18 protein-coding genes, 1 other RNA gene and 1 other annotated feature (1 of these 20 cut by a window edge) are annotated in these 20,592 nt (G+C 41.1%); of the genes, 17 read left to right on the top strand and 2 right to left on the bottom strand.

What is annotated here, in order from left to right; translation table 11 throughout:
* Positions 1–47 (top strand) — a binding site (T-box leader) (it extends 178 nt beyond the left edge of the window).
* Between the two features lie 102 nt (positions 48–149).
* The 3 genes from hisS to ssrS all read left to right on the top strand — a co-directional run bounded on the left by hisS (position 150) and on the right by ssrS (position 3,481).
* Positions 150–1,430, top strand: coding sequence for a histidine--tRNA ligase (hisS, locus tag ATG70_RS11130; RefSeq protein WP_098444368.1), 1,281 nt, complete (start codon positions 150–152; stop codon positions 1,428–1,430).
* A 2-nt stretch (positions 1,431–1,432) separates the two neighbouring features.
* A complete protein-coding gene (gene aspS, locus ATG70_RS11125; RefSeq protein WP_098444367.1) occupies positions 1,433–3,220 on the top strand; it encodes an aspartate--tRNA ligase in 1,788 nt (595 codons plus the stop codon).
* Positions 3,221–3,297: 77 nt separating this feature from the next.
* Positions 3,298–3,481: non-coding RNA, 6S RNA (gene ssrS, locus ATG70_RS11120), on the top strand.
* Positions 3,482–4,157: 676 nt separating this feature from the next.
* Here the strand turns inward: ssrS and ATG70_RS11115 are convergent.
* Positions 4,158–4,823, bottom strand: coding sequence for an RsfA family transcriptional regulator (locus ATG70_RS11115; RefSeq protein WP_098444366.1), 666 nt, complete (start codon positions 4,821–4,823; stop codon positions 4,158–4,160).
* Between the two features lie 149 nt (positions 4,824–4,972).
* Complete coding sequence (locus ATG70_RS11110) at positions 4,973–6,316, bottom strand: AAA family ATPase (RefSeq protein WP_098444365.1); 1,344 nt, start codon at positions 6,314–6,316, stop codon at positions 4,973–4,975.
* A gap of 147 nt (positions 6,317–6,463) precedes the next feature.
* Between ATG70_RS11110 and ATG70_RS11105 the strand changes: the two genes are divergently transcribed.
* The 14 genes from ATG70_RS11105 (at position 6,464) to ATG70_RS11040 (ending at position 20,551) form a co-directional block, all read left to right on the top strand.
* Positions 6,464–7,171 (top strand): YczE/YyaS/YitT family protein, encoded by a 708-nt coding sequence (locus ATG70_RS11105; RefSeq protein ID WP_098444364.1) that lies wholly within the window; start codon positions 6,464–6,466, stop codon positions 7,169–7,171.
* A complete protein-coding gene (cymR, locus tag ATG70_RS11100; protein WP_098444363.1) occupies positions 7,104–7,523 on the top strand; it encodes a cysteine metabolism transcriptional regulator CymR in 420 nt (139 codons plus the stop codon). Before ATG70_RS11105 ends, cymR begins: the two co-directional genes overlap by 68 nt.
* Before the next feature lie 37 nt (positions 7,524–7,560).
* Positions 7,561–8,703, top strand: coding sequence for a cysteine desulfurase family protein (locus ATG70_RS11095; protein ID WP_098444362.1), 1,143 nt, complete (start codon positions 7,561–7,563; stop codon positions 8,701–8,703).
* Between the two features lie 44 nt (positions 8,704–8,747).
* Entirely contained in the window at positions 8,748–9,863 is a 1,116-nt protein-coding gene (gene mnmA / locus ATG70_RS11090) for a tRNA 2-thiouridine(34) synthase MnmA (protein WP_098444361.1), read from the top strand.
* A 108-nt stretch (positions 9,864–9,971) separates the two neighbouring features.
* Positions 9,972–10,640: a tetratricopeptide repeat protein gene (locus ATG70_RS11085; protein WP_098444360.1), complete on the top strand. Its 669-nt coding sequence runs from the start codon at positions 9,972–9,974 to the stop codon at positions 10,638–10,640.
* Between the two features lie 27 nt (positions 10,641–10,667).
* On the top strand, positions 10,668–12,938 hold the full coding sequence (gene recD2 / locus ATG70_RS11080) for an SF1B family DNA helicase RecD2 (RefSeq protein WP_098444359.1): 2,271 nt from the start codon (positions 10,668–10,670) through the stop codon (positions 12,936–12,938).
* A 145-nt stretch (positions 12,939–13,083) separates the two neighbouring features.
* On the top strand, positions 13,084–13,272 hold the full coding sequence (locus ATG70_RS11075; RefSeq protein WP_098444358.1) for a hypothetical protein: 189 nt from the start codon (positions 13,084–13,086) through the stop codon (positions 13,270–13,272).
* Between the two features lie 30 nt (positions 13,273–13,302).
* The gene (locus tag ATG70_RS11070; protein WP_257147673.1) at positions 13,303–14,367 is read left to right on the top strand and encodes an AI-2E family transporter; all 1,065 of its coding nucleotides are present in this window, start codon (positions 13,303–13,305) and stop codon (positions 14,365–14,367) included.
* 371 nt (positions 14,368–14,738) lie between these two features.
* A complete protein-coding gene (alaS, locus tag ATG70_RS11065) occupies positions 14,739–17,372 on the top strand; it encodes an alanine--tRNA ligase (RefSeq protein ID WP_098444357.1) in 2,634 nt (877 codons plus the stop codon).
* Between the two features lie 79 nt (positions 17,373–17,451).
* Positions 17,452–17,715: an IreB family regulatory phosphoprotein gene (locus ATG70_RS11060; RefSeq protein WP_098444356.1), complete on the top strand. Its 264-nt coding sequence runs from the start codon at positions 17,452–17,454 to the stop codon at positions 17,713–17,715.
* Between the two features lie 9 nt (positions 17,716–17,724).
* Positions 17,725–18,144, top strand: coding sequence for a Holliday junction resolvase RuvX (gene ruvX, locus ATG70_RS11055; protein WP_098444355.1), 420 nt, complete (start codon positions 17,725–17,727; stop codon positions 18,142–18,144).
* A complete protein-coding gene (locus ATG70_RS11050) occupies positions 18,140–18,448 on the top strand; it encodes a DUF1292 domain-containing protein (RefSeq protein ID WP_257147774.1) in 309 nt (102 codons plus the stop codon). The genes ruvX and ATG70_RS11050 overlap by 5 nt, the downstream gene beginning before the upstream one ends.
* 217 nt (positions 18,449–18,665) lie before the next feature.
* Positions 18,666–19,820, top strand: coding sequence for an endolytic transglycosylase MltG (gene mltG, locus ATG70_RS11045; protein WP_257147672.1), 1,155 nt, complete (start codon positions 18,666–18,668; stop codon positions 19,818–19,820).
* Between the two features lie 86 nt (positions 19,821–19,906).
* Positions 19,907–20,551 (top strand): O-methyltransferase, encoded by a 645-nt coding sequence (locus ATG70_RS11040; RefSeq protein WP_098444353.1) that lies wholly within the window; start codon positions 19,907–19,909, stop codon positions 20,549–20,551.
* The last annotated feature ends 41 nt before the right edge of the window (positions 20,552–20,592 follow it).

The following is a 20,592-nucleotide window of genomic DNA, read 5'->3' as shown; positions in this document are numbered from 1 at the left end:
TACGTCCTTCCATTAGGGTGGCACCGCGGGTAACTCTCGTCCCTGAATTTCGATTCAGGGATGGGAGTTTTTTTGTATCCAAAAAAAGGTACCACTCGTTCAGTTTCGCAGTGGAAAGCTTCTTACTGGTGATTAAAGGAGGATAAAGAATGAGTTTTCAAATTCCTAGGGGTACTCAGGATATTGTTCCTGGTACATCAGAGTTATGGCAATACATTGAAAATAAGGCGAGAGAAATTTGCCGTAGATACAATTACCATGAACTTCGCACACCAATCTTTGAACATACCGAGTTATTTCAACGCGGAGTAGGTGATACAACAGATATCGTCCAAAAAGAAATGTACACATTCGAAGATCGAGGAAATCGTAGTTTAACACTTCGTCCTGAGGGCACTGCTTCAGCCGTTCGTGCTTATGTTAATAATAAAATGTACGGTTTACCTGAGCAGCCAGTTAAACTGTATTACATTGGTCCGATGTTTCGATATGAACGTCCACAATCAGGTAGAATGAGACAATTTGTTCAGTTTGGCATTGAGGCGCTTGGTAGTAACGATCCTTCCATTGATGCTGAAGTTATTGCCCTTGCGATGGGACTTTATCAGGAGTTAGGGTTAAAAAAGCTTAAGCTTTACTTAAATAGTCTTGGTGATAAAGAAAGTCGTGAAGCTCATCGTAAATCACTAGTGGATCACTTTGAACCGAGAATCGGAGAGTTTTGTAGCGATTGTCAAAGTCGTCTTGAGAAAAATCCTCTTCGTATTCTTGATTGTAAAAAGGACCGTGACCATGAATTGATGGCAACTGCGCCTTCTATCATTGATTACTTAAACGAAGACTCGGCAACTTATTTTGCAAATGTAAAAGAAGCGCTCGATCAAATGGGAATTGATTACGTTCTCGATGATCGCCTTGTTCGCGGGTTAGATTATTACAACCACACTGCATTTGAGATCATGAGTGATGCGGATGGATTTGGTGCCATAACCACGCTTAGCGGTGGTGGTCGCTACAATGGCCTAGTTGAGGAGATGGGTGGTCCATCAACTCCAGGAATTGGCTTTGCAATGAGCATTGAGCGCTTATTAATGGCGTTAGAAGCAGAAGGCGTAGAATTACCGATTGAAAAGACAATTGATTGTTATGTTGTCACAATGGGGGAGGAAGCGCAAAAAGTTTCGAACGGCCTTGTTCACAAACTTAGAAAAGCTGGACTTTCAACGGAACGTGATTATCTTGATAAGAAGATGAAAGGTCAGTTTAAAGCGGCTAACCGCCTTCATTCAAAATATGTCGCTATTCTAGGCGATGAAGAAATTCAAAAAAATGAAATTAATATAAAAAATATGAACACTGGTGAACAAGAGGCGATTAGCCTTTCAGAAGTTGATACCTATCTTTGTAGGAAATTAAAGGAGGAAGTTTAAGAATGATCGGAAGAAGTCACTCATGTGGAAAAATTCGTGAAAACGAAATCGGAGAAATAGTAGAATTAAAAGGATGGGTTCAAAAACGTCGCGATCTTGGTGGGTTAATTTTTATTGATTTTAGAGACCGTTCTGGTATTGTTCAGGTTGTTTTCAATCCGGATTTATCCAAAGAAGCGCTAGAACTAGCGGAGAATGTCAGAAATGAATATGTGCTAGGCATCACAGGGAAAGTAGTAGCGCGTGCAGAAGGAACGGTTAATCCCAATTTACCAACTGGTTCGATTGAAGTACATGCTGAATCACTTGAAATTCTTAATGCGGCTAAAAACCCTCCCATTAGCATCGCAAATGATGTAGAGGTTGGAGAAGACATTCGCTTAAAATATCGCTATTTAGACCTACGACGTCCTGTTATGCAAGAAACATTCAAACTTCGCCATCGTACAACGAAAGTGATACGTGATTTTCTAGATCAGAATGAATTTCTTGAGATTGAAACCCCTATGCTAACAAAGAGTACGCCTGAAGGTGCTCGTGACTATTTAGTGCCTAGCCGTGTGCACGATGGAGAGTTTTATGCACTTCCACAATCTCCTCAGCTGTTTAAACAGCTGTTAATGGTTTCTGGATTTGAACGTTATTATCAGGTTGTTCGCTGTTTCCGTGATGAAGATCTTAGAGCGGACCGTCAACCGGAATTTACACAGGTTGATATTGAAACTTCATTCCTTCCAAAAGAGGATTTAATTTCCATGATGGAAGAAATGATGAGCGCTGTATTGAAAGAAACGAAAGGCATCGAAATAAAGACACCTTTCCAGCGTATGACTCATGCTGAAGCAATGAATCGCTATGGATCAGATAAGCCAGACACACGCTTTGAAATGGAGTTTGTTAATGTATCTGAACTCGTGAAGGATTCTGATTTTAAAGTGTTCTCTGGAGCAGTTGCTTCTGGCGGAGCAGTAAAAGGCATCAATGCGAAAGGCGCTGCTAGTGCATATTCCCGCAAAGATATTGATGCATTAACGGAGTATGTGAAAACATATAAAGCAAAAGGACTTGCATGGTTGAAGGTAGAGGAAGATGGTTTGAAAGGACCTATTTCTAAATTCTTTGATGAATCACTAGCTACTCAACTAAAAGAAGCATTTGACGCTGAAGCAGGAGACCTCCTACTCTTCGTAGCTGACAGTAAATCTGTTGTTGCTGATAGTCTTGGTTCTCTTCGTACAAAGCTTGGTAAAGATCTTGGCCTTATTGATTATTCGAAGTTTAACTTCCTTTGGATTATGGACTTCCCGCTTATGAGTTATGATGAGGAAGCAGATCGTTATTTTGCGGAGCATCATCCATTTACAATGCCATTGAAAGAGGACCTTCATCTCCTTGAAGAAGCCCCTGGCAAAGTACGTGCAGATGCATATGACCTTGTACTCAATGGTTATGAGCTTGGTGGTGGTTCTCAGCGTATTTTCCAACGTGATATTCAGGAAAAAATGTTTAAAGCACTAGGCTTTACAAAAGAAGAGGCAGAAGCAGAGTTCGGTTTCCTTCTTGAAGCATTCGAATACGGAACACCTCCGCATGGCGGAATTGCTTTTGGGCTTGATCGTCTCGTTATGTTGCTTGCTGGAAGAACGAATCTTCGCGATACAATTGCTTTCCCTAAAACAGCTAGCGCGAGCTGCTTGTTAACGGAAGCGCCGTCTCCTGTTAGTGAAGATCAGTTGAAAGAACTACATCTAGAACTAGCTAAGAAGCCAGTTGCCGCTGAGAAAGAATAAAAATAATAAAAAGGACCTAATCCTCGAAGATTGAAATCGATTAGAAGGTCTGCTATAATTCAATTACAAGTTAACGAAGAGTCCTGAAGTGTTCGTTTACTTCCATAATAATTTGAGCCAACACTTTTACAACGGGAGCCTGATTCTTTCCGTTCAAAGTACATGCCTCGGTAGCTGAGGACGTACGGAGAGTGGAATAGGGCACCCACCTGCCAATGCAGGTTCAACAATTATGGAAAGGACGGCACAGTTGGGGCTCTTCTATTTTTATGACAATTAATAAAGCATCCGCTCAAGTCTTGAGCGGATGCTTTTTCTTTAGGAGAATTTTAGATTCAAGTGCAGCGCCCTGCCTCTCGATCTCTTCACCCTACAAAATGAACACAAAGAGCGTGTTCTTTTCATGGGGCTCCAGCGCTTGTCGTGTCTAAACGGGCGCTTCGGCTTTACGTAGATCCAGCTGCAATGGCCAGACCCTCGGTCACTTCACCCTCCAACTCGAACACAAAGGGAGTGTTCAATTTGGAGGGCTCCAGTGCCTGCCGGGTCTAAACGCCCATTTCCGCTTTTCGGAGATCCAGCTGCGACTCGCAGAAACTACGATATTTCACTTTTTCACCAGAACACACAGGGCGTGTTCTAGTTCAAGCGTTCCAATATCTCCGTTTCTAAGCGCTCGTCTCCGCTTTTCATTGATCCAGCTGCAGTGGGCAGGGTCTCGATCGCTTCAGCCATTCATCCGAACACAAAGACCGTGTTCAATTTATAGGGTTCCAGCGCTTGTCGACCCTAAACGCCCACTTCCGCTTTACGGAGATCCAGCTGCAATGGCCAGACCCTCGGTCACTTCGCCTTATCATTCGAACACAAAAACCGTGTTCAAATGATAAGGCTCCAGTGCCTGCCGGGTCTAAACGTCCATTTCCGCTTTTCGTTTTTACCTCGCGACTTTTTCTAGGTTCCCATTCTTATCCATTTTGAAGGTTGGGACGTTTTGGTCTTCGTTGTCGTTTAGGACGACCATTCTTCTGGCTCGGTCCATTATTTGGATGAGGGATTGGTAATCTTCTTTCATTACTAGTTGTTCGTTTTCAAGCGTTTTGATTCTTTGGTTGAGCAGGGTGTTTTCTTCTCTTAGTAGCTGATTCTCCGATTCTAGTTTATCAAGGTTTGTTCTAAGTTTGTTTGTTGAGGATGCGGATTGTTCGAGATTGGATAAGAATGTGATGACATCTCTCATCGTTAGTTCCTTCTTAGTTTGGATTGGTTCAGTCGTGTTGACTGGTGTTTTAAGTACAGGTTTGGCGATAGGTTGTTCTTGCTGCAATGGTGTATGCATCTCGTTCTTTGTATATTCGGGTTGTCTACGCTCAGCACGCTTCATTTCTTTTCGCTGCTTTTTCGCAAGCTTTAAAGCCTGTTCGTATCGATCTCTGACAATGGCGTTCCAACGGAATCCAACGGCTGCTGATGTTCGGCTAAGTCGATCGCCGACTTCGTCAAAGGCTTTTAATTGTGTACTACCTTCTCTAACATGCCGCAGCACTGTTTCGGCAAGCATTAAATCATCTTCATGAGACCAGGCATCTTGTCTTACTTTCATTTCCTTCAGCTCCTTTATGTGGTGAAAAACTTTGCGTTTTGAAAGTAATCATAGCTTTGCCAGTCTGGAAGAATTTATACAGAAGTCTTGTAAATTTAAGGTAGATTGCAAGAATAGATAAAAAAACAGCAGGAGCTAGAGCCCTGCTGTTACGGTTTCTTACTATCTGATTTGATACGCTCACTGAAATAATCCAGTCTTTTTTGAATGGTTCTTTCGTGGCCACGCTCAGTAGGTTTATAGAACGTTTTTCTTATCATATGATCAGGTAGGTACTGTTGAGGAACGTAACCTCCTGGATAATTATGTGGGTATTTGTAGTCAACGCCGTGTCCGAGTTCTGAAGCCCCTTTGTAGTGAGAATCACGTAAATGGACAGGGACAGTGCCGTTTTTTTCCTTTTTTACTGCGGCAAGCGCCGCATCTATACCAGAAATAACACCATTGCTTTTAGGGGCGGTAGCAAGGTATAAGGCTGCTTCAGCTAGCGGAATTCTAGCTTCCGGCATTCCGATGAATTCGACCGCATAAGTTGCGGCGTGTGCAATAAGAAGTGCGTTCGGATCAGCAAGTCCAATATCTTCAGCAGCGTGAACATAAAGACGTCTTGCAATGAAACGAGGGTCTTCGCCTGCATAAATCATTTTAGCTAACCAATATAGCGTAGCATCCGGATCTGATCCTCGTATACTTTTAATAAAAGCTGAAACGGTATCATAGTGATTGTCGCTATCTTTATCATACTGAAGTACACGTTGTTGAATGGATTCTTCTGCGATTGCGAGTGTAATCATGAGCTGCCCATCCTGATTTGGCGTTGTCGTAAGAACGGCTAGTTCCAGTGCATTTAGCGCCGTTCTGGCGTCTCCGTTTGAAACATCAATGAGATGATCGATAGCATCGTTTTCGATTTCAATATTATATTTACCAAAACCGCGATCTTTGTCCTCGATCGCCTGGTAAAGAATGTTCTTAATCGTTATTTCGTTGAGGTGTTCAAAACGAAATAATCTTGAGCGCGAAAGGAGTGCCGCGTTAATTTCAAACATCGGACTTTCTGTTGTAGCTCCGATTAAAACGATCGTTCCATCTTCAACGAAAGGAAGAAGCGCATCTTGTTGCGATTTATTAAAGCGGTGGATTTCATCAATAAAGAGTACTGTTTTTTGACCGTCAAGTTTCAAGCGATCTTTTGCTTCAGAGGTCAATCTTCTAATGTCAGCGACTCCAGACGTTACAGCATTTAGCTGTTCAAAATGAGCTGATGTCGTATTGGCAATAATGCGAGCTAGGGTTGTTTTCCCAGTTCCAGGAGGACCAAAAAAGATCATAGGTGTTAGTTGATCTGCTTGAATCGCTCTTCTTAATAACTTTCCATCTCCAATAATATGATCCTGTCCAATAAATTCCTCGATCGATCTCGGTCTCATCCTACTTGCAAGTGGTCCTGACGTAGTGTTGCTATTATCTTTTGGATAATCAAATAGATCCATAGAAAACCCGTCCTTTCATAGTTATTTGAAACATACTATACGGGTTTTGGAAATGCAAGAAAAAGCGGTTCGTGCTATAATAGCGAAGGTTTACTAACAGAAACAATAGCTAGATAGATGAGATTAGATTGAGATAAGAGGGATGAAATGAAACAAGCGAATAGGGGCATATCCTGGTTCTGGATGAGCTGGGGAATCTTTGTTTCAGGTCTTTTAGTTATGGCTTTTGGAATTGCTCTCATGATTCGTGCAGAAGCTGGAAGTGCGCCGTGGGATGTATTCCACATCGGACTTTATCAGCAGTTCGGATTAACGATTGGTACGTGGTCCATTCTCATAGGTTTCGTGATTATTGGGGCGACGTCTTTATTAGAACGGTCGTGGCCAAAACTTGGTGCTTTCCTGAATATGCTTCTAGTTGGCGTTTTTATTGACATTTATTTATGGCTTCCTTTTCTTAAAACCCCTGATCATTTACCGGGAAAATTGGTTATGCTGATTAGTGGAATTCTTATTATGGGGTATGGAATTGGTCTCTATATTGCGGCAGATAGAGGAGCAGGTCCAAGAGATAGCTTAATGCTTGTCTTAACCGAGCGCACGGGTTGGAAAGTACAACGCATTCGCCTTTCAATGGAAATGGTGGTTCTTTTTCTTGGTTGGCTATTACAAGGACCGGTTAATATTGGAACGCTTTTGTTTTGTATAACGATTGGTCCGATCGTTGGTTATTCTTTGCCACAGTGTAAAACGTTTGTCGCTCGATTGATAGAAAGAGGTGGAAGAAATGAAGATATCGACAAAAGGAAGATACGGATTAACGATTATGATGGAGTTAGCAAAAAAGCACGGTGATGGACCTACTTCTTTGAAATCCATTGCTAGAAGCAAAGACTTATCAGAGCATTATCTCGAACAGCTTGTAGCCCCATTACGTAATGCCGGTCTCGTTAAAAGTGTTCGTGGAGCATATGGTGGCTATATTCTTGCACAAGAAGCGAGCTCAATTACAGCAGGGGACATTATTCGCGTGCTAGAAGGACCGATTAGTCCGGTTGAAGTAATGGATGATGAAGAACCTGCCAAACGAGATCTTTGGTTAAAAATACGAGATGCTGTAAAAGATGTTCTAGATTCAACTACGCTTGAAGACCTTGCAACTTATGAAGGAGAAGGCGAACAAGATAGCTATATGTTCTATATTTAGTTGCCAGCTCACGGCTGGTCGTAAGAGGTGAATAGGAATGAATGCAATTTATATGGACCATGCTGCAACTTCGCCCGTCCATCCTGATGTGATGAAGGCAATAATGACGTCACTTCAAAATGATTTTGGTAATCCTTCCAGTATCCATCAGTTTGGTCGGAAATCGCGTCACGCACTTGATGAATCAAGAAGCAATCTTGCGAGGAGTATTCATGCTAACCCGAATGAAGTGATTTTCACTAGTGGGGGGACAGAAGCAGATAACCTTGCAATTGTCGGAGCCGCAAAAGGAAACCAGGCAAAAGGAAATCATATTATTACAACGTCGATTGAGCATCATGCTGCATTAAATGCGTGCAAAGGACTTGAGAACGAAGGCTTTACTGTGACCTACTTACCAGTAAATGAGAATGGTAGGATTTCGATAACTGACCTGAAAGACGCGATACGTCCAGAAACGATCTTGATTACGGTTATGTATGGAAACAACGAAGTAGGAACCATACAACCTATTGCAGAGATCGCCAGAATAGCAAACGATTCTGGTATCTTATTTCATACAGATGCTGTTCAGGCTTATGGTTTAATCGACCTGAATGTGAAGGAAATAGGCATTGATCTCCTTTCTGTTTCAGCTCATAAGATTAACGGACCTAAAGGTGTAGGTTTTCTGTATGCAAAGGCTGGCACAAAGTTAGTTCCTTATTCTTATGGTGGAGAGCAAGAGCGTAAGCGCCGTGCTGGTACGGAAAACGTGGCTGGCATCGTTGGAATGGAGAAGGCAGCTGAGCTAATGCATGTAGACAGAGATGCGAAAGTCGAGCTTTATCAAAATATGAAGCAAGTGATGATAGATATATTTGATGAAGAATCTATTTCTTATCTGGTGAACGGAGATAGTCAAAACATGCTTCCACACGTTATGAATGTTAGCTTTTTAGATGCAAAGGTTGAGCCGATGCTAATGAATCTTGATCTTGCAGGAATTGCGGTTTCAAGCGGATCGGCTTGTACGGCAGGGTCCCATGAACCTTCCCACGTGTTAACAGCTATGTTTGGTGATAATGAGCGAACAGAGACAGCGATACGATTTAGTTTTGGATATGGAAATTCGATCGATGATGCTAAGAGAGCAGCCGGTGAAGTCGTTAAGATTGTCAATCGGTTGAAGAAGTTATAAAATAGGCAGGACACAATTTGTGTTATAGAAGAGGAGGTGCAACCATGACAGCAAAAAAGAATGAAGATATACGAGTCGTGGTTGGAATGTCCGGAGGTGTTGATTCATCTGTAGCTGCTTTAATGTTGAAAGAACAAGGCTATGATGTAATTGGCATTTTTATGAAAAACTGGGACGACACCGACGAAAACGGGGTATGCACAGCAACAGAAGATTACAATGATGTGATTCGTGTATGCAACCAGATCGGCATTCCGTACTACGCAGTCAACTTCGAGAAGCAATACTGGGATAAAGTCTTTACTTATTTCCTTGATGAATATAAAGGTGGACGCACACCAAATCCTGACGTGATGTGCAATAAAGAAATCAAATTTAAAGCATTTCTTGAGCACGCACTTACGCTTGGAGCAGATTATCTCGCAACAGGGCACTATGCTCAAGTCGTTGAACGTGATGGGGAAGTGAAAATGCTCCGTGGCGTTGACGACAATAAGGATCAAACATATTTTTTAAATCAGCTAACACAAGAACAGCTCTCGAAAGTAATGTTCCCGCTTGGTGGCATTGAAAAGAAAAAAGTGAGAGAAATTGCGGAAGAAGCAGGTCTTGCGACAGCTAAGAAAAAAGATAGTACAGGCATTTGTTTTATTGGTGAACGAAATTTCAAAGAATTTCTTGGGCAATATCTACCGGCTCAACCTGGCAAGATGATGACGCTTGATGGAGAAGAAAAAGGCCAGCATGACGGATTGATGTATTATACGATTGGCCAACGCCATGGCCTTGGAATTGGTGGCGACGGTGAGCCGTGGTTTGTTGTTGGAAAGAATCTTGAAGATAATGTTCTTTACGTTGATCAAGGGTTCCATAATGAGCTGCTCTATTCTGATTCCCTTATTGCTGTAAATTCAAGCTGGGTATCCAATTTACCAATTGATGATGAGATAACGTGCACGGCTAAATTCCGCTATCGTCAAAAAGATTCAGGGGTAACGGTTAAGAAGCTTGATGATGATCGTTTAAAAGTGACGTTCGATGAGCCAGTTCGTGCAATCACACCTGGACAAGCTGTTGTTTTCTACAATGGTGATGAGTGTCTCGGCGGCGCAACAATAGATCAAGTATTTAAGAATGCAAGTGAACTCACATACGTTTAATGACACGCCTCATTTCAAAAAGAAATGGGGCTGTTTTTTGAGGTGAAGAATCAACTGCTAACTTATGCTAAACTAGAGAATAAGCTAAAGAAATAAGGAGTTTTTAAGATGAGCAAAAAAAATGAACAAGCGATTGAAGCGATGAATAATGGAGAATTAGAAAAAGCTGTAACGCTACTATATGAAGCGATTGAAGAGAATCCTAAAGATCCGGTTGCTTATACGAATATTGGAAACCTCCTTGCACAGGCAGGAGAAATTAAGCAGGCTGTCGCATATTTTGAAAAAGCGATTGATCTGGATGAAACGCAAGGGACAGCGTATTATGGCGCAGGAAATGCATTCTTTGAACTAGAGCAGTATAAAGACGCTGCAGATATGTATCAAAAAGCGATTCAGCAAGGACTTGATCAAAGCGATGTTCACTTCATGATGGGTCAATGCTTTATGATGCAGGATGCGCTACGTTTAGCGTTACCTTTCTTCCAGAGAGCTGTTGAACTAAATGAGGAAGATTCGGAAGCTCGTTTCCAGTATGCACTTTGTCTTGCGCAAGACGGGGCAGTCGATGTGGCTCTTCCTCAGTTTGAGAGAGTTGTTGAAGAAGACCCAGATCATGCAGATGCATGGTTTAACTTGGGTGTGAGCTATGCTTATCAAGAAAATTTGGAGAACGCAATAAGCTGTTTTGATCGTGCACTCGCTATTCAACCAGATCATCTCTTAGCAGGTAATGGGAAGAAACAAATGGAACAAGCGATGAACAATAACAATTAAATTTTAAGTTATTGGAGAGAAGATCTTATGGATCAGCCACAAAAAGGCTATATCAAAGGAAGACCGATACAAATGATTTTCTTCAATGAAGATAGTTTGTATGGGGTGGCAAGACTACGAATTTCAGAAACGAATGAACCCTATGATGAGAAAGAAGTCGTTGTAAATGGAATGATTCCAAGGCTTTTGGAAGATGAAACGTACGTTTTCTATGGACGGTTTACAGACCATCCACGCTACGGAAAACAGTATGCTGTTGAATCATTTGAGCGACAGATGCCTGAATCAAAACCGGGGCTTGTTCAATACTTATCAAGTGATTTATTCCATGGAATTGGTGAAAAGACGGCGGAATCGATTGTTGATGCGCTAGGAGAGCGCGCCATAGCTAAGATTATGCGTGATCCCTCAATATTAAGTAAGGTACCAAAGCTATCTGAAGAAAAAGCAAAAGGATTATATGATTCTCTTATGGAGCATCAGGGGCTTGACCAAATTATGATTCGATTAACTGAATTAGGGTTTGGACCGAGACTATCGATGAAAATTTTTAAAGCATATAAGCAAGAAACACTCGAAATTGTTGAGAAAAATCCTTATCAGCTTATTCAAGACGTGGAAGGCATTGGTTTTCGTCGAGCGGACGATTTAGGGAAATCGATTGGTATTGAGGGAAAGCATCCTGATCGCATTAGGGCGGCATGTCTTCATACGTTAAATGAACAAACGTTACAGGAAGGACATGTGTATCTAGATTACGATGCTTTGATTCGATCTGTAAATGAGCTGCTAGGTGATCGACTTGATGAAGCAGATATTTCAAGGGAACTGATTTCGCTTTACGAGAGTGATAAGTTAATTCTTGATCGAGAGAGAATCTATTTACATTCACTTTACTATGCTGAAAAAGGTCTTGTCACTGGATTGAATAATGTGATGTCACAAACAGAGTATGCTGATTCATTTCCTGAATCTGAATTTTATCGCGCACTTGGAGATCTCGAAGAACGACTCGGCATTCAATATGCGCCATCACAGCGTGAAGCGGTACAAAAAGCGATATCGTCTCCGTTCATGATTTTAACTGGAGGACCTGGTACGGGCAAAACAACCGTTATAAAAGGGATTGTTGAGCTTTATGCTGAATTAAATGGCCTTTCTTTAGATCCAAAAGATTACACAAAAGAAAATCCCTTTCCCGTTCTGCTCGTCGCACCAACAGGAAGAGCAGCCAAACGAATGAGTGAAGCAACCGGATTACCGGCTTTCACGATACATAGATTACTTGGCTGGAAAGGTGAGGCGGGATTTGAACATGATGAGAATAATCCAATTGAAGGTAGATTATTAATTGTTGACGAAGTATCTATGGTTGACGTGTGGCTAGCCAATCAATTATTTAAATCCTTACCATCTCAAATTCAAGTGATTGTTGTTGGTGATGAAGATCAACTTCCATCAGTAGGACCAGGACAGGTACTTAAGGATATGATTGATTCACATGCTGTTCCCGTTAGTAAACTGACGGACATTTATCGGCAGGCTGAAGGCTCTTCGATAATTGATCTTGCCCACTCCATTAAAGAAGGAGAGCTTCCAGAAGAGTTCCATAAACCGACGCCTGATCGAAGGTTCTTTCCTTGTTCTCAATCGCAGATTATTGAGGTTGTTTCGCAAGTTTGTGGCAATGCATTAAAGAAGGGATACTCTCCTCGGGATATTCAAGTTCTTGCTCCGATGTATCGAGGATCAGCTGGAGTGGATCGACTAAATCAGGAGCTTCAAAAGCTATTTAATCCTCCAACAGATCAGCGAAGAGAGCTTTTGCATGGAGATCTCGTGTATCGAGTCGGAGATAAAGTTCTTCAACTTGTAAACAATCCTGAAGACAATGTCTTCAATGGCGATATGGGCGAAGTGGTTTCTGTATTCTTTGCGAAAGAAAATATTGAAAAGCAGGATCAACTTGTTGTTTCTTTTGATGGACAGGAAGTGGTTTATGACAGGCCTGACTTTAATCAATTAACACATGCCTACTGCTGCTCCATCCATAAATCCCAGGGTAGTGAGTTTCCGATTGTTGTTCTTCCTATTGTAAGAGGATATTATCGGATGCTGCGGAAGAACCTTCTTTATACAGCCGTTACAAGAAGCAAGGATTATTTGATTTTGTGCGGCGAAGAAGATGCGATTAAGCTTGCTATAAAAACAGAAGATGATCAGATTCGAAATACGCAGTTAACAGAGAAATTGCATGAAATGATTGGCGAACAAACAACAATTGAAGAATCAATCTAAAAGTCAGAGAATTTCTGGCTTTTTTTTTATTGGAAAAATATTTGGACAGGCAATGCACTTCTAGAGCCGTTGTATAGAATGTGGAGCGGATGGACAGGATGGAATGTATATCTTCTTAAATAGCTCGATTAGGAGGCGTATGGAGATGAATTGTCCAAATTGCAAAAGTAAAAATATAGGGAAGATCGGTGCCAATCAATTCTATTGTTGGAACTGTTTTGTGGAAATGTCTGTGATCAAAGGCGTACTCTCCCTTCATCAAGTAGAAGAAGATGGTTCACTTACATCCCTTGATGATTTATTTGAAGATTATGATATGCGAGTTGAACTGTAGATGGCATGTGAATAGCAGGAGGGATCAAATGTGAAGCGTGAATGGAACCTTAATTGGCTCATTTATTTAACAACCCTTCTGCTTGTATTTCTATGTGTGTATTTGTTATTGAAATTAGCTCCGATTTGGGAGCCGATTGTAAATGTGTTAACGGTATTGATCGTTCCCTTTTTAATTGCTTCTCTCATTACGTATTTACTTCACCCGATTGTAGAGAAAATTCATAAAGAAGGACTGCCAAGAGGTGTCGCTGTCCTCTTAATCTATCTCCTGTTTTTTGGAGGCACTGGATATGCAATTGTTAAAGGTATTCCGCATATTGTGAAGCAGTCACAGGAGTTAATGGAGAACGTGCCGATGTTTATTGATATGTATCGAGATGCGGTGCACCACACCTATGACTTTACAGCTAATTTACCTCCTGCTCTTCAAGAAAAGGTGGATCAATCGTTTCAGGATGCTGAAGATGCCGTTAACCGTACATTAACACTTGCAATTGAATTAGCAAAAAAGCTATTAAGTTCTATTTTTATTATCATGATCATTCCCTTTATTGTGTTCTATTTGCTTAAAGATTTCGAAAATTTAAAGAAAATAGCCTGGAGAGTTACACCCCCAAAATGGAGAAAACCGGGTAGAAACGTATTGATTCGAATTGATGAATCCCTTGGAAATTACATTCGAGGTCAATTTTTTGTCATTAGTGTTCTAGGTGTTCTTGCGGCACTAGGCTTTTGGTTAATTAAGCTTCCATATGCGATCTTGCTTGGCATTATTGTCGGCGTAACAGATATTATTCCGTATTTTGGACCTTTTTTAGGGGCGGCGCCAGCATTATTAATTGCGTCAACTGTTTCAGTTAAAATGACGTTGATTACGATCATCGTCATTATTGTTCTTCAGTTTATTGAAAGCAATATCCTTTCTCCCTATATTGTAGGGAAAAGTTTGCATATTCACCCGGTCGTTATTATTTTCGGCCTACTAGCAGGAGGAGAAATTGCCGGTGTGATTGGATTGATACTGGCAGTTCCTGTTCTGGCGGTTTTAAAGGCGCTCATTCTCTATCATAACGAAGATGAACGAAGCAATTGACAAACGATTCAAGCTCTGACTATAATTATTTCAGAGATTAAGAAACAAACACATTGACGGATCCAGTATGTTGACCCCTATTCATGAATACAAAATGTATTCCTTAGAGAGAAGCTCCTTGGCTGAAAGAGCTTTATGAATAAGATCAGCAGAACGCTAATCCTGAGTGCGGATTAATCCCCGCCGTCTCGACCTCGTTACGGTCGCTTGAGGTGATAGACAATTATGTCTATAACCAGGGTGGTACCGCGTGAGTATGAAAACAAAACTCTCGTCCCTGATTTATTCAGGGATGGGAGTTTTTTTTGTATGTAAAAAAACCACCTTGAATAGCGAAAGAGTTCAATCAGAATTGAAGGAGGATGTTTCGTATGAAAAACTTATCGTCAGCTGACGTAAGACAGATGTTTATCGATTTCTTTAAAGAAAAAAGTCACTCGGTGGAACCTAGTGCATCGTTAGTACCTCATGAAGATCCAACTTTGTTGTGGATCAATAGCGGAGTCGCTACATTAAAGAAATATTTTGACGGGCGCGTTACCCCTGATAATCCACGAATTGTGAATGCACAGAAGTCAATTCGTACGAATGACATTGAAAATGTAGGGAAGACAGCTCGTCACCATACATTTTTTGAAATGCTTGGAAACTTTTCAATCGGAGATTATTTTAAAGAAGAAGCGATTGAATGGGGCTGGGAATTTTTAACGAGCAAAGATTGGATTGGCTTTGAAGCTGATAAATTATCCGTAACAATCCACCCGGAAGATGAGGAAGCTTATACAATTTGGAGTGAAAAAATTGGCCTTCCAGAAGAGCGTATCATTCGACTAGAGGGCAACTTCTGGGATATCGGTGAAGGACCTAGTGGACCAAATACAGAAATTTTCTATGACCGTGGCGAAGAATACGGTTTTGAAGATCCTACAGAAGAACTCTATCCTGGTGGCGAAAACGAGCGTTATCTTGAAATCTGGAACCTTGTGTTTTCTCAGTTCAACCATAATCCAGATGGAACTTATACCCCTTTACCTAAAAAGAATATTGATACGGGAATGGGACTCGAACGAATGGTATCTGTTATTCAAGATGCAAAAACAAACTATGATACAGATCTATTCATGCCGACAATTCGTGAAACTGAGCGAATGGCAAAAGTGAAGTATGGAGCTTCTCGAGAAGGAGATACTGCTTTCAAAGTAGTCGCTGACCATATTCGAACGGTTACATTTGCAATTGGTGATGGTGCCCTACCTTCTAATGAGGGACGTGGGTACGTACTAAGAAGACTGCTTAGACGAGCTGTTCGTTTTGCTAAACAAATTGGTATTAACCGTCCATTTATGTATGAACTTGTTCCTGTAGTGGGGGACATTATGGTTGAGTTCTACCCAGAAGTAAATGCAAAGAAAGAATTTATTCAGAAAGTGATTAAGAACGAAGAAGATCGCTTTTACGAAACCTTAAATGAAGGACTTTCGATTCTTTCGGATATTATGAAGAAAGAAAAAGCAGCTGGTAATCACGTTATTTCAGGTAGCGATGTTTTCCGTCTATATGACACATACGGTTTCCCTGTCGAACTAACAGAGGAGTATGCGGAAGAAGAAGGTATGGAAATTGATCGTACAGGTTTCGAGCATGAGATGGGAATGCAGCGTAAACGTGCTAGAGATGCTCGTCAGGATGTAGGTTCTATGCAAGTTCAAGGTGGTGCCCTCGGTGATATTTCAGTGGAAAGCGATTTTGTCGGATATGAAGAGCGATCTGTTGATACAGAAGTAGTCGCTATTATAAAAGACAAAGAGTTGACGGAAGTAGCGTCAGAAGGGGACGAAATCCAAGTTATTATCCAAAGCACGCCTTTCTATGCTGAAAGCGGCGGACAAGTTGCAGATCCTGGTGTTATTAGGGGTGAAGATGTTCAGCTTCGCGTAACGGATGTACAAAAAGCGCCAAACGGCCAGCACGTCCATACGGCGGTTGTCGAATCTGGGACAATAAAAACAGGAGCAAAAATTACAGCTGAAATCAATCGTTCAAACCGTTCGGCAATTGTAAAGAATCATACGGCAACCCACTTGCTACATCAAGCTTTAAAGGATGTTCTTGGTGAGCATGTCAACCAGGCTGGTTCACTCGTAGGTTCAGAGCGCCTTCGCTTTGACTTCTCTCATTTCGGACAGATTACATCTGAAGAACTTGAAGAGATTGAAAAACAAGTAAACGATCAAATTTGGGCGAACATTCCAGTGAATACGATGGTAAAGCCTATTGACGAAGCTAAAGCAATGGGAGCTATGGCATTGTTTGGTGAAAAATATGGAGATACTGTTCGGGTTGTACGTGTTGGTGATTATAGTCTTGAATTATGTGGCGGTACGCACGTTCAAAATACAGCAGAAATTGGATTGTTTAAAATTGTTTCTGAATCAGGTATTGGTGCAGGAACACGCCGTATTGAAGCTGTAACTAGTGAAGGAGCTTACCAGGTTTTGAATCAACAAGTGTCGATTTTGAAAAACACGGCTAACTTGTTAAAATCAAATGTGAAGGACGTTCCCTCAAGAACAGAAGCACTACTTGGTCAGATCCGTGATTTACAACGCCAAAATGATTCATTGACGTCAAAACTTGCAAATGTTGAAGCGAAGCAAATGGCAGGAGATGTTCAAGAAGTAGACGGTGTGAAAATAGTTGCTAAACGCATCGATACAGATATGAATAACCTTCGTAGTATTGTTGATGATTTGAAGTCACAGATTGGAAGCGTCATTGTCGTATTGGGAAGTGGGGCTGATGGTAAAGTTCAACTTGCGGCTGGTATTACAGATGACCTTGTAAAAGAAGGTTATCATGCTGGGAAATTGATTAAAGAGCTTGCTACACGCTGTGGCGGTGGCGGTGGCGGTCGTCCGGATATGGCACAGGCAGGCGGCAAAAACCCTGAGAAGTTAGATGACGCGCTTGCTTATGCAACAGATTGGGTTAAATCCATTTCCTAATTTGGTTTTAGTAGTGTACAATAAGAATTAGTTGACTAGTTACGATTCTAGATGGGGATCGGAGAAAGAGGTGTAAGGAATGAGTTCGATGGACAAAACAATGAAATTTAATTTTCCAGACGACGCAGACAATCACGATGTCCAGGAAGTGTTGCTCACCGTCTATAGCGCTCTTCAAGAAAAGGGCTACAATCCGATTAACCAGATTGTGGGATACCTCCTTTCTGGAGATCCGGCTTACATTCCGAGACACAATGATGCGAGAAGCTTAATTCGTAAGCTAGAACGAGATGAATTAATCGAAGAGCTTGTAAAATCGTATCTTACTCATCATCAGAGATAAGGAGACAGCATGAAAACACTTGGTTTGGATGTCGGTACGAAAACAATCGGTGTCGCGCTAAGCGATGCGATGGGTTGGACGGCACAGGGATTAGAAACGGTGAAACGTAACCCGGATATGCAGGATGTGATTCCTGATCGTTTAATGGAAATCATTAATGGGAATGATGTCAGCAAGATTGTTGTTGGACTTCCTAAGAACATGAATGGTTCAATTGGTCCGAGTGGTGAGGCCTGTCAGGCATTTGCAGAGCTCATTCGGACAAGTACCAATTTGCCAGTTGAAATGTGGGATGAAAGGCTGACAACTGTCGCTGCTGAGCGCATGCTGATAAGTGCTGATGTGAGTCGTAAGAAAAGGAAGAAAGTGATCGACAAAATGGCTGCTGTTATGATTCTGCAAGGATACTTAGACAGCAAGCAAAATTAATGAGGTGAAAAGCATGGAGGAAAAAGAACGCATTATCATTCCAGATGAAAACGGAGACGAACATTTATTTGAAGTTCTCTTTACTTTCGACGTAGCTGAGAACGGACAATCTTATATGACTGTGGTTCCAGCTGATCAGGCAGATAGCGAAGAAGAAGTAGAGGTTTACGCTTTCCGTTATGAAGAAGAAGATAACGAAGAACGAGACTATAAGCTCTTCCCTATCGAATCAGATAAGGAATGGGAAATGGTTGAAGAAATGCTCAACACTTTCTCAGAAGAGGAAGAGGACGAGAACGAATAACGTTCAATTAAAGCTACCGATGTGTTCATCGGTAGCTTTTTTATGTTTAGTTGATCATTATAACAACGTTTCGTTACTGAATTTTGGAAATGACTACAAACCTCTATCGTTAACTTGTATAATACATGTTGGAGTAAATATGGCGAACGTTAGCAATAACGCTGACAATATGTCGACTTGTAGTATAATAGGTGAAGAACGAAAGGGGGCCACGGCGTTGTCTGATTTTAAAGACTTGTACAAAGAGAAGCTTATGAAGCGCCAAAGTGAAAATCATACGGTAAGAAAAATTGTTTTTATCATTCTATTGCTTTTAACCATAACGGTGGCTGCCGTTATAACAGGTGGTTACTTCTACATAAAAAACATTCTTGAGCCAGTGGATCCGAATAGTAGCACAAAAACAGCTGTTACGATTCCAATTGGATCTTCAACTTCTTCGATCGGTGAAACCTTAGAACAAGAGGGAATTATCAAAGATGGGACGGCTTTTCGTTATTATGTAAAATATAAGAATGAAAGCGGCTTTCAGGCTGGAGATTATGAGCTTTCACCATCGATGACGATGGATGAAATTATTGCGATTATGAAAAGCGGAAAAGTAATGAAAGAGGCTGTTGCTACGATTCCTGTACCAGAAGGAATCTGGATAGAAGACATAGCCGCCCGTATCGCAAAAGAATTGGATTTAAAGAAAGAAGATGTGATGAAGCAGTTAGATGATGATAAGTACATGGAGGCTCTAATTAATGAATATTGGTTTTTAACAGATGATATTCTAAATGATGATATACGTCATCCGCTCGAAGGTTATCTATTCCCTGCTACTTATGATTTTGTAGAAGAACCGTCAGTGGAAGCTGTTGTAAAAGAGATGTTAGATAAAACAGACAGTGTGCTAAATAAATATCGATCTGAAATAGAAGATCGGGACGACTCAATCCATGAACTAATGACGCTCGCATCGATCATTGAAGAAGAAGCCTCCGCCAATGCTGATCGAACAAAGATTTCAAAAGTGTTTTATAACCGTCTGGATAAGGATATGATCTTACAAACGGATCCTACCGTTGTTTATGCCAGAGGAGAACAATCCGGTGAAATTACACAGGATGATCTTGATTTAAAATCGCCATACAATACGTATAAACAAAAAGGTTTGCCCGTAGGACCAATCGCGAACCCTGGTGAATCATCTATAGTAGCTGCGATTGAACCTGCTGATACAGATGCCCTCTATTTCTATGCTCGCCCAAGTGGAGAGACGTTGTTCTCAGAAACAAATAAAGAACACAATAAAAAAGTAGCTAAGTATAAAGAGGAATGGGACGAGTATTATAAGAAGAAAGAAGAAGAGGAGAAAGAAGAATAAGAAATTTATGGGGAATGGCGAGTAAGACTACCATTCCCCTTTCGATTATGATAAAATTATTCGGGTTACATGAAGGAGGACCGATCATGATATCCGATCATGTTGAACAATATCTTGAATCTTTACGGCCGAATCGAGAAGGCTTAATTAAAGAAATTGAGGAATATGCAGAGGAAAACCATGTTCCTATTATGGAACAAACGAGTCTCGATGTTATGCTTCAACTTCTTTCTTTCTTGAAACCGAAACGAATATTAGAAATTGGTGCAGCTATTGGGTATTCAGCCATTCGTATGGCTGAGCGTTTGCCGGATACTGCCATACTTACTGTAGAACGTGACGAAACTCGTTATAACGAAGCGATCGCAAACATTGATAAAGCTGGCTATTCAGATCAAATTACAGTCCTATTTGGCGATGCATTTGATCTAGCTCACGATCTCAAACAATACGGCCCTTATCAAGCTCTATTCATTGATGCGGCGAAAGGTCAGTATAAGCGCTTTTTTGATGAATTTTATAATGAATTAGAAGAAGGCGGCATCGTCTTTTCTGATAATATTTTATTCAGAGGACTGGTTGCAGAAGATGAGATAGAGGAGAAGCGCTTTAAATCAATGGTGAAAAAGCTCCGTCTTTATAATGAATTTTTAATTTCCCATCCCGAGTTAGATACAACGATTTATCCTATTGGAGATGGTCTAGCTGTTAGTCAGCGTAAAAACTCATGAAGAAGGAAAGCCGACGTACAAATGTACGGGCGGTTTTTCTA

This window comes from Bacillus sp. es.036, assembly GCF_002563635.1.
GTDB lineage: Bacteria > Bacillota > Bacilli > Bacillales > Guptibacillaceae > Guptibacillus.
This window is presented reverse-complemented; position numbering and strand designations above follow the sequence as displayed.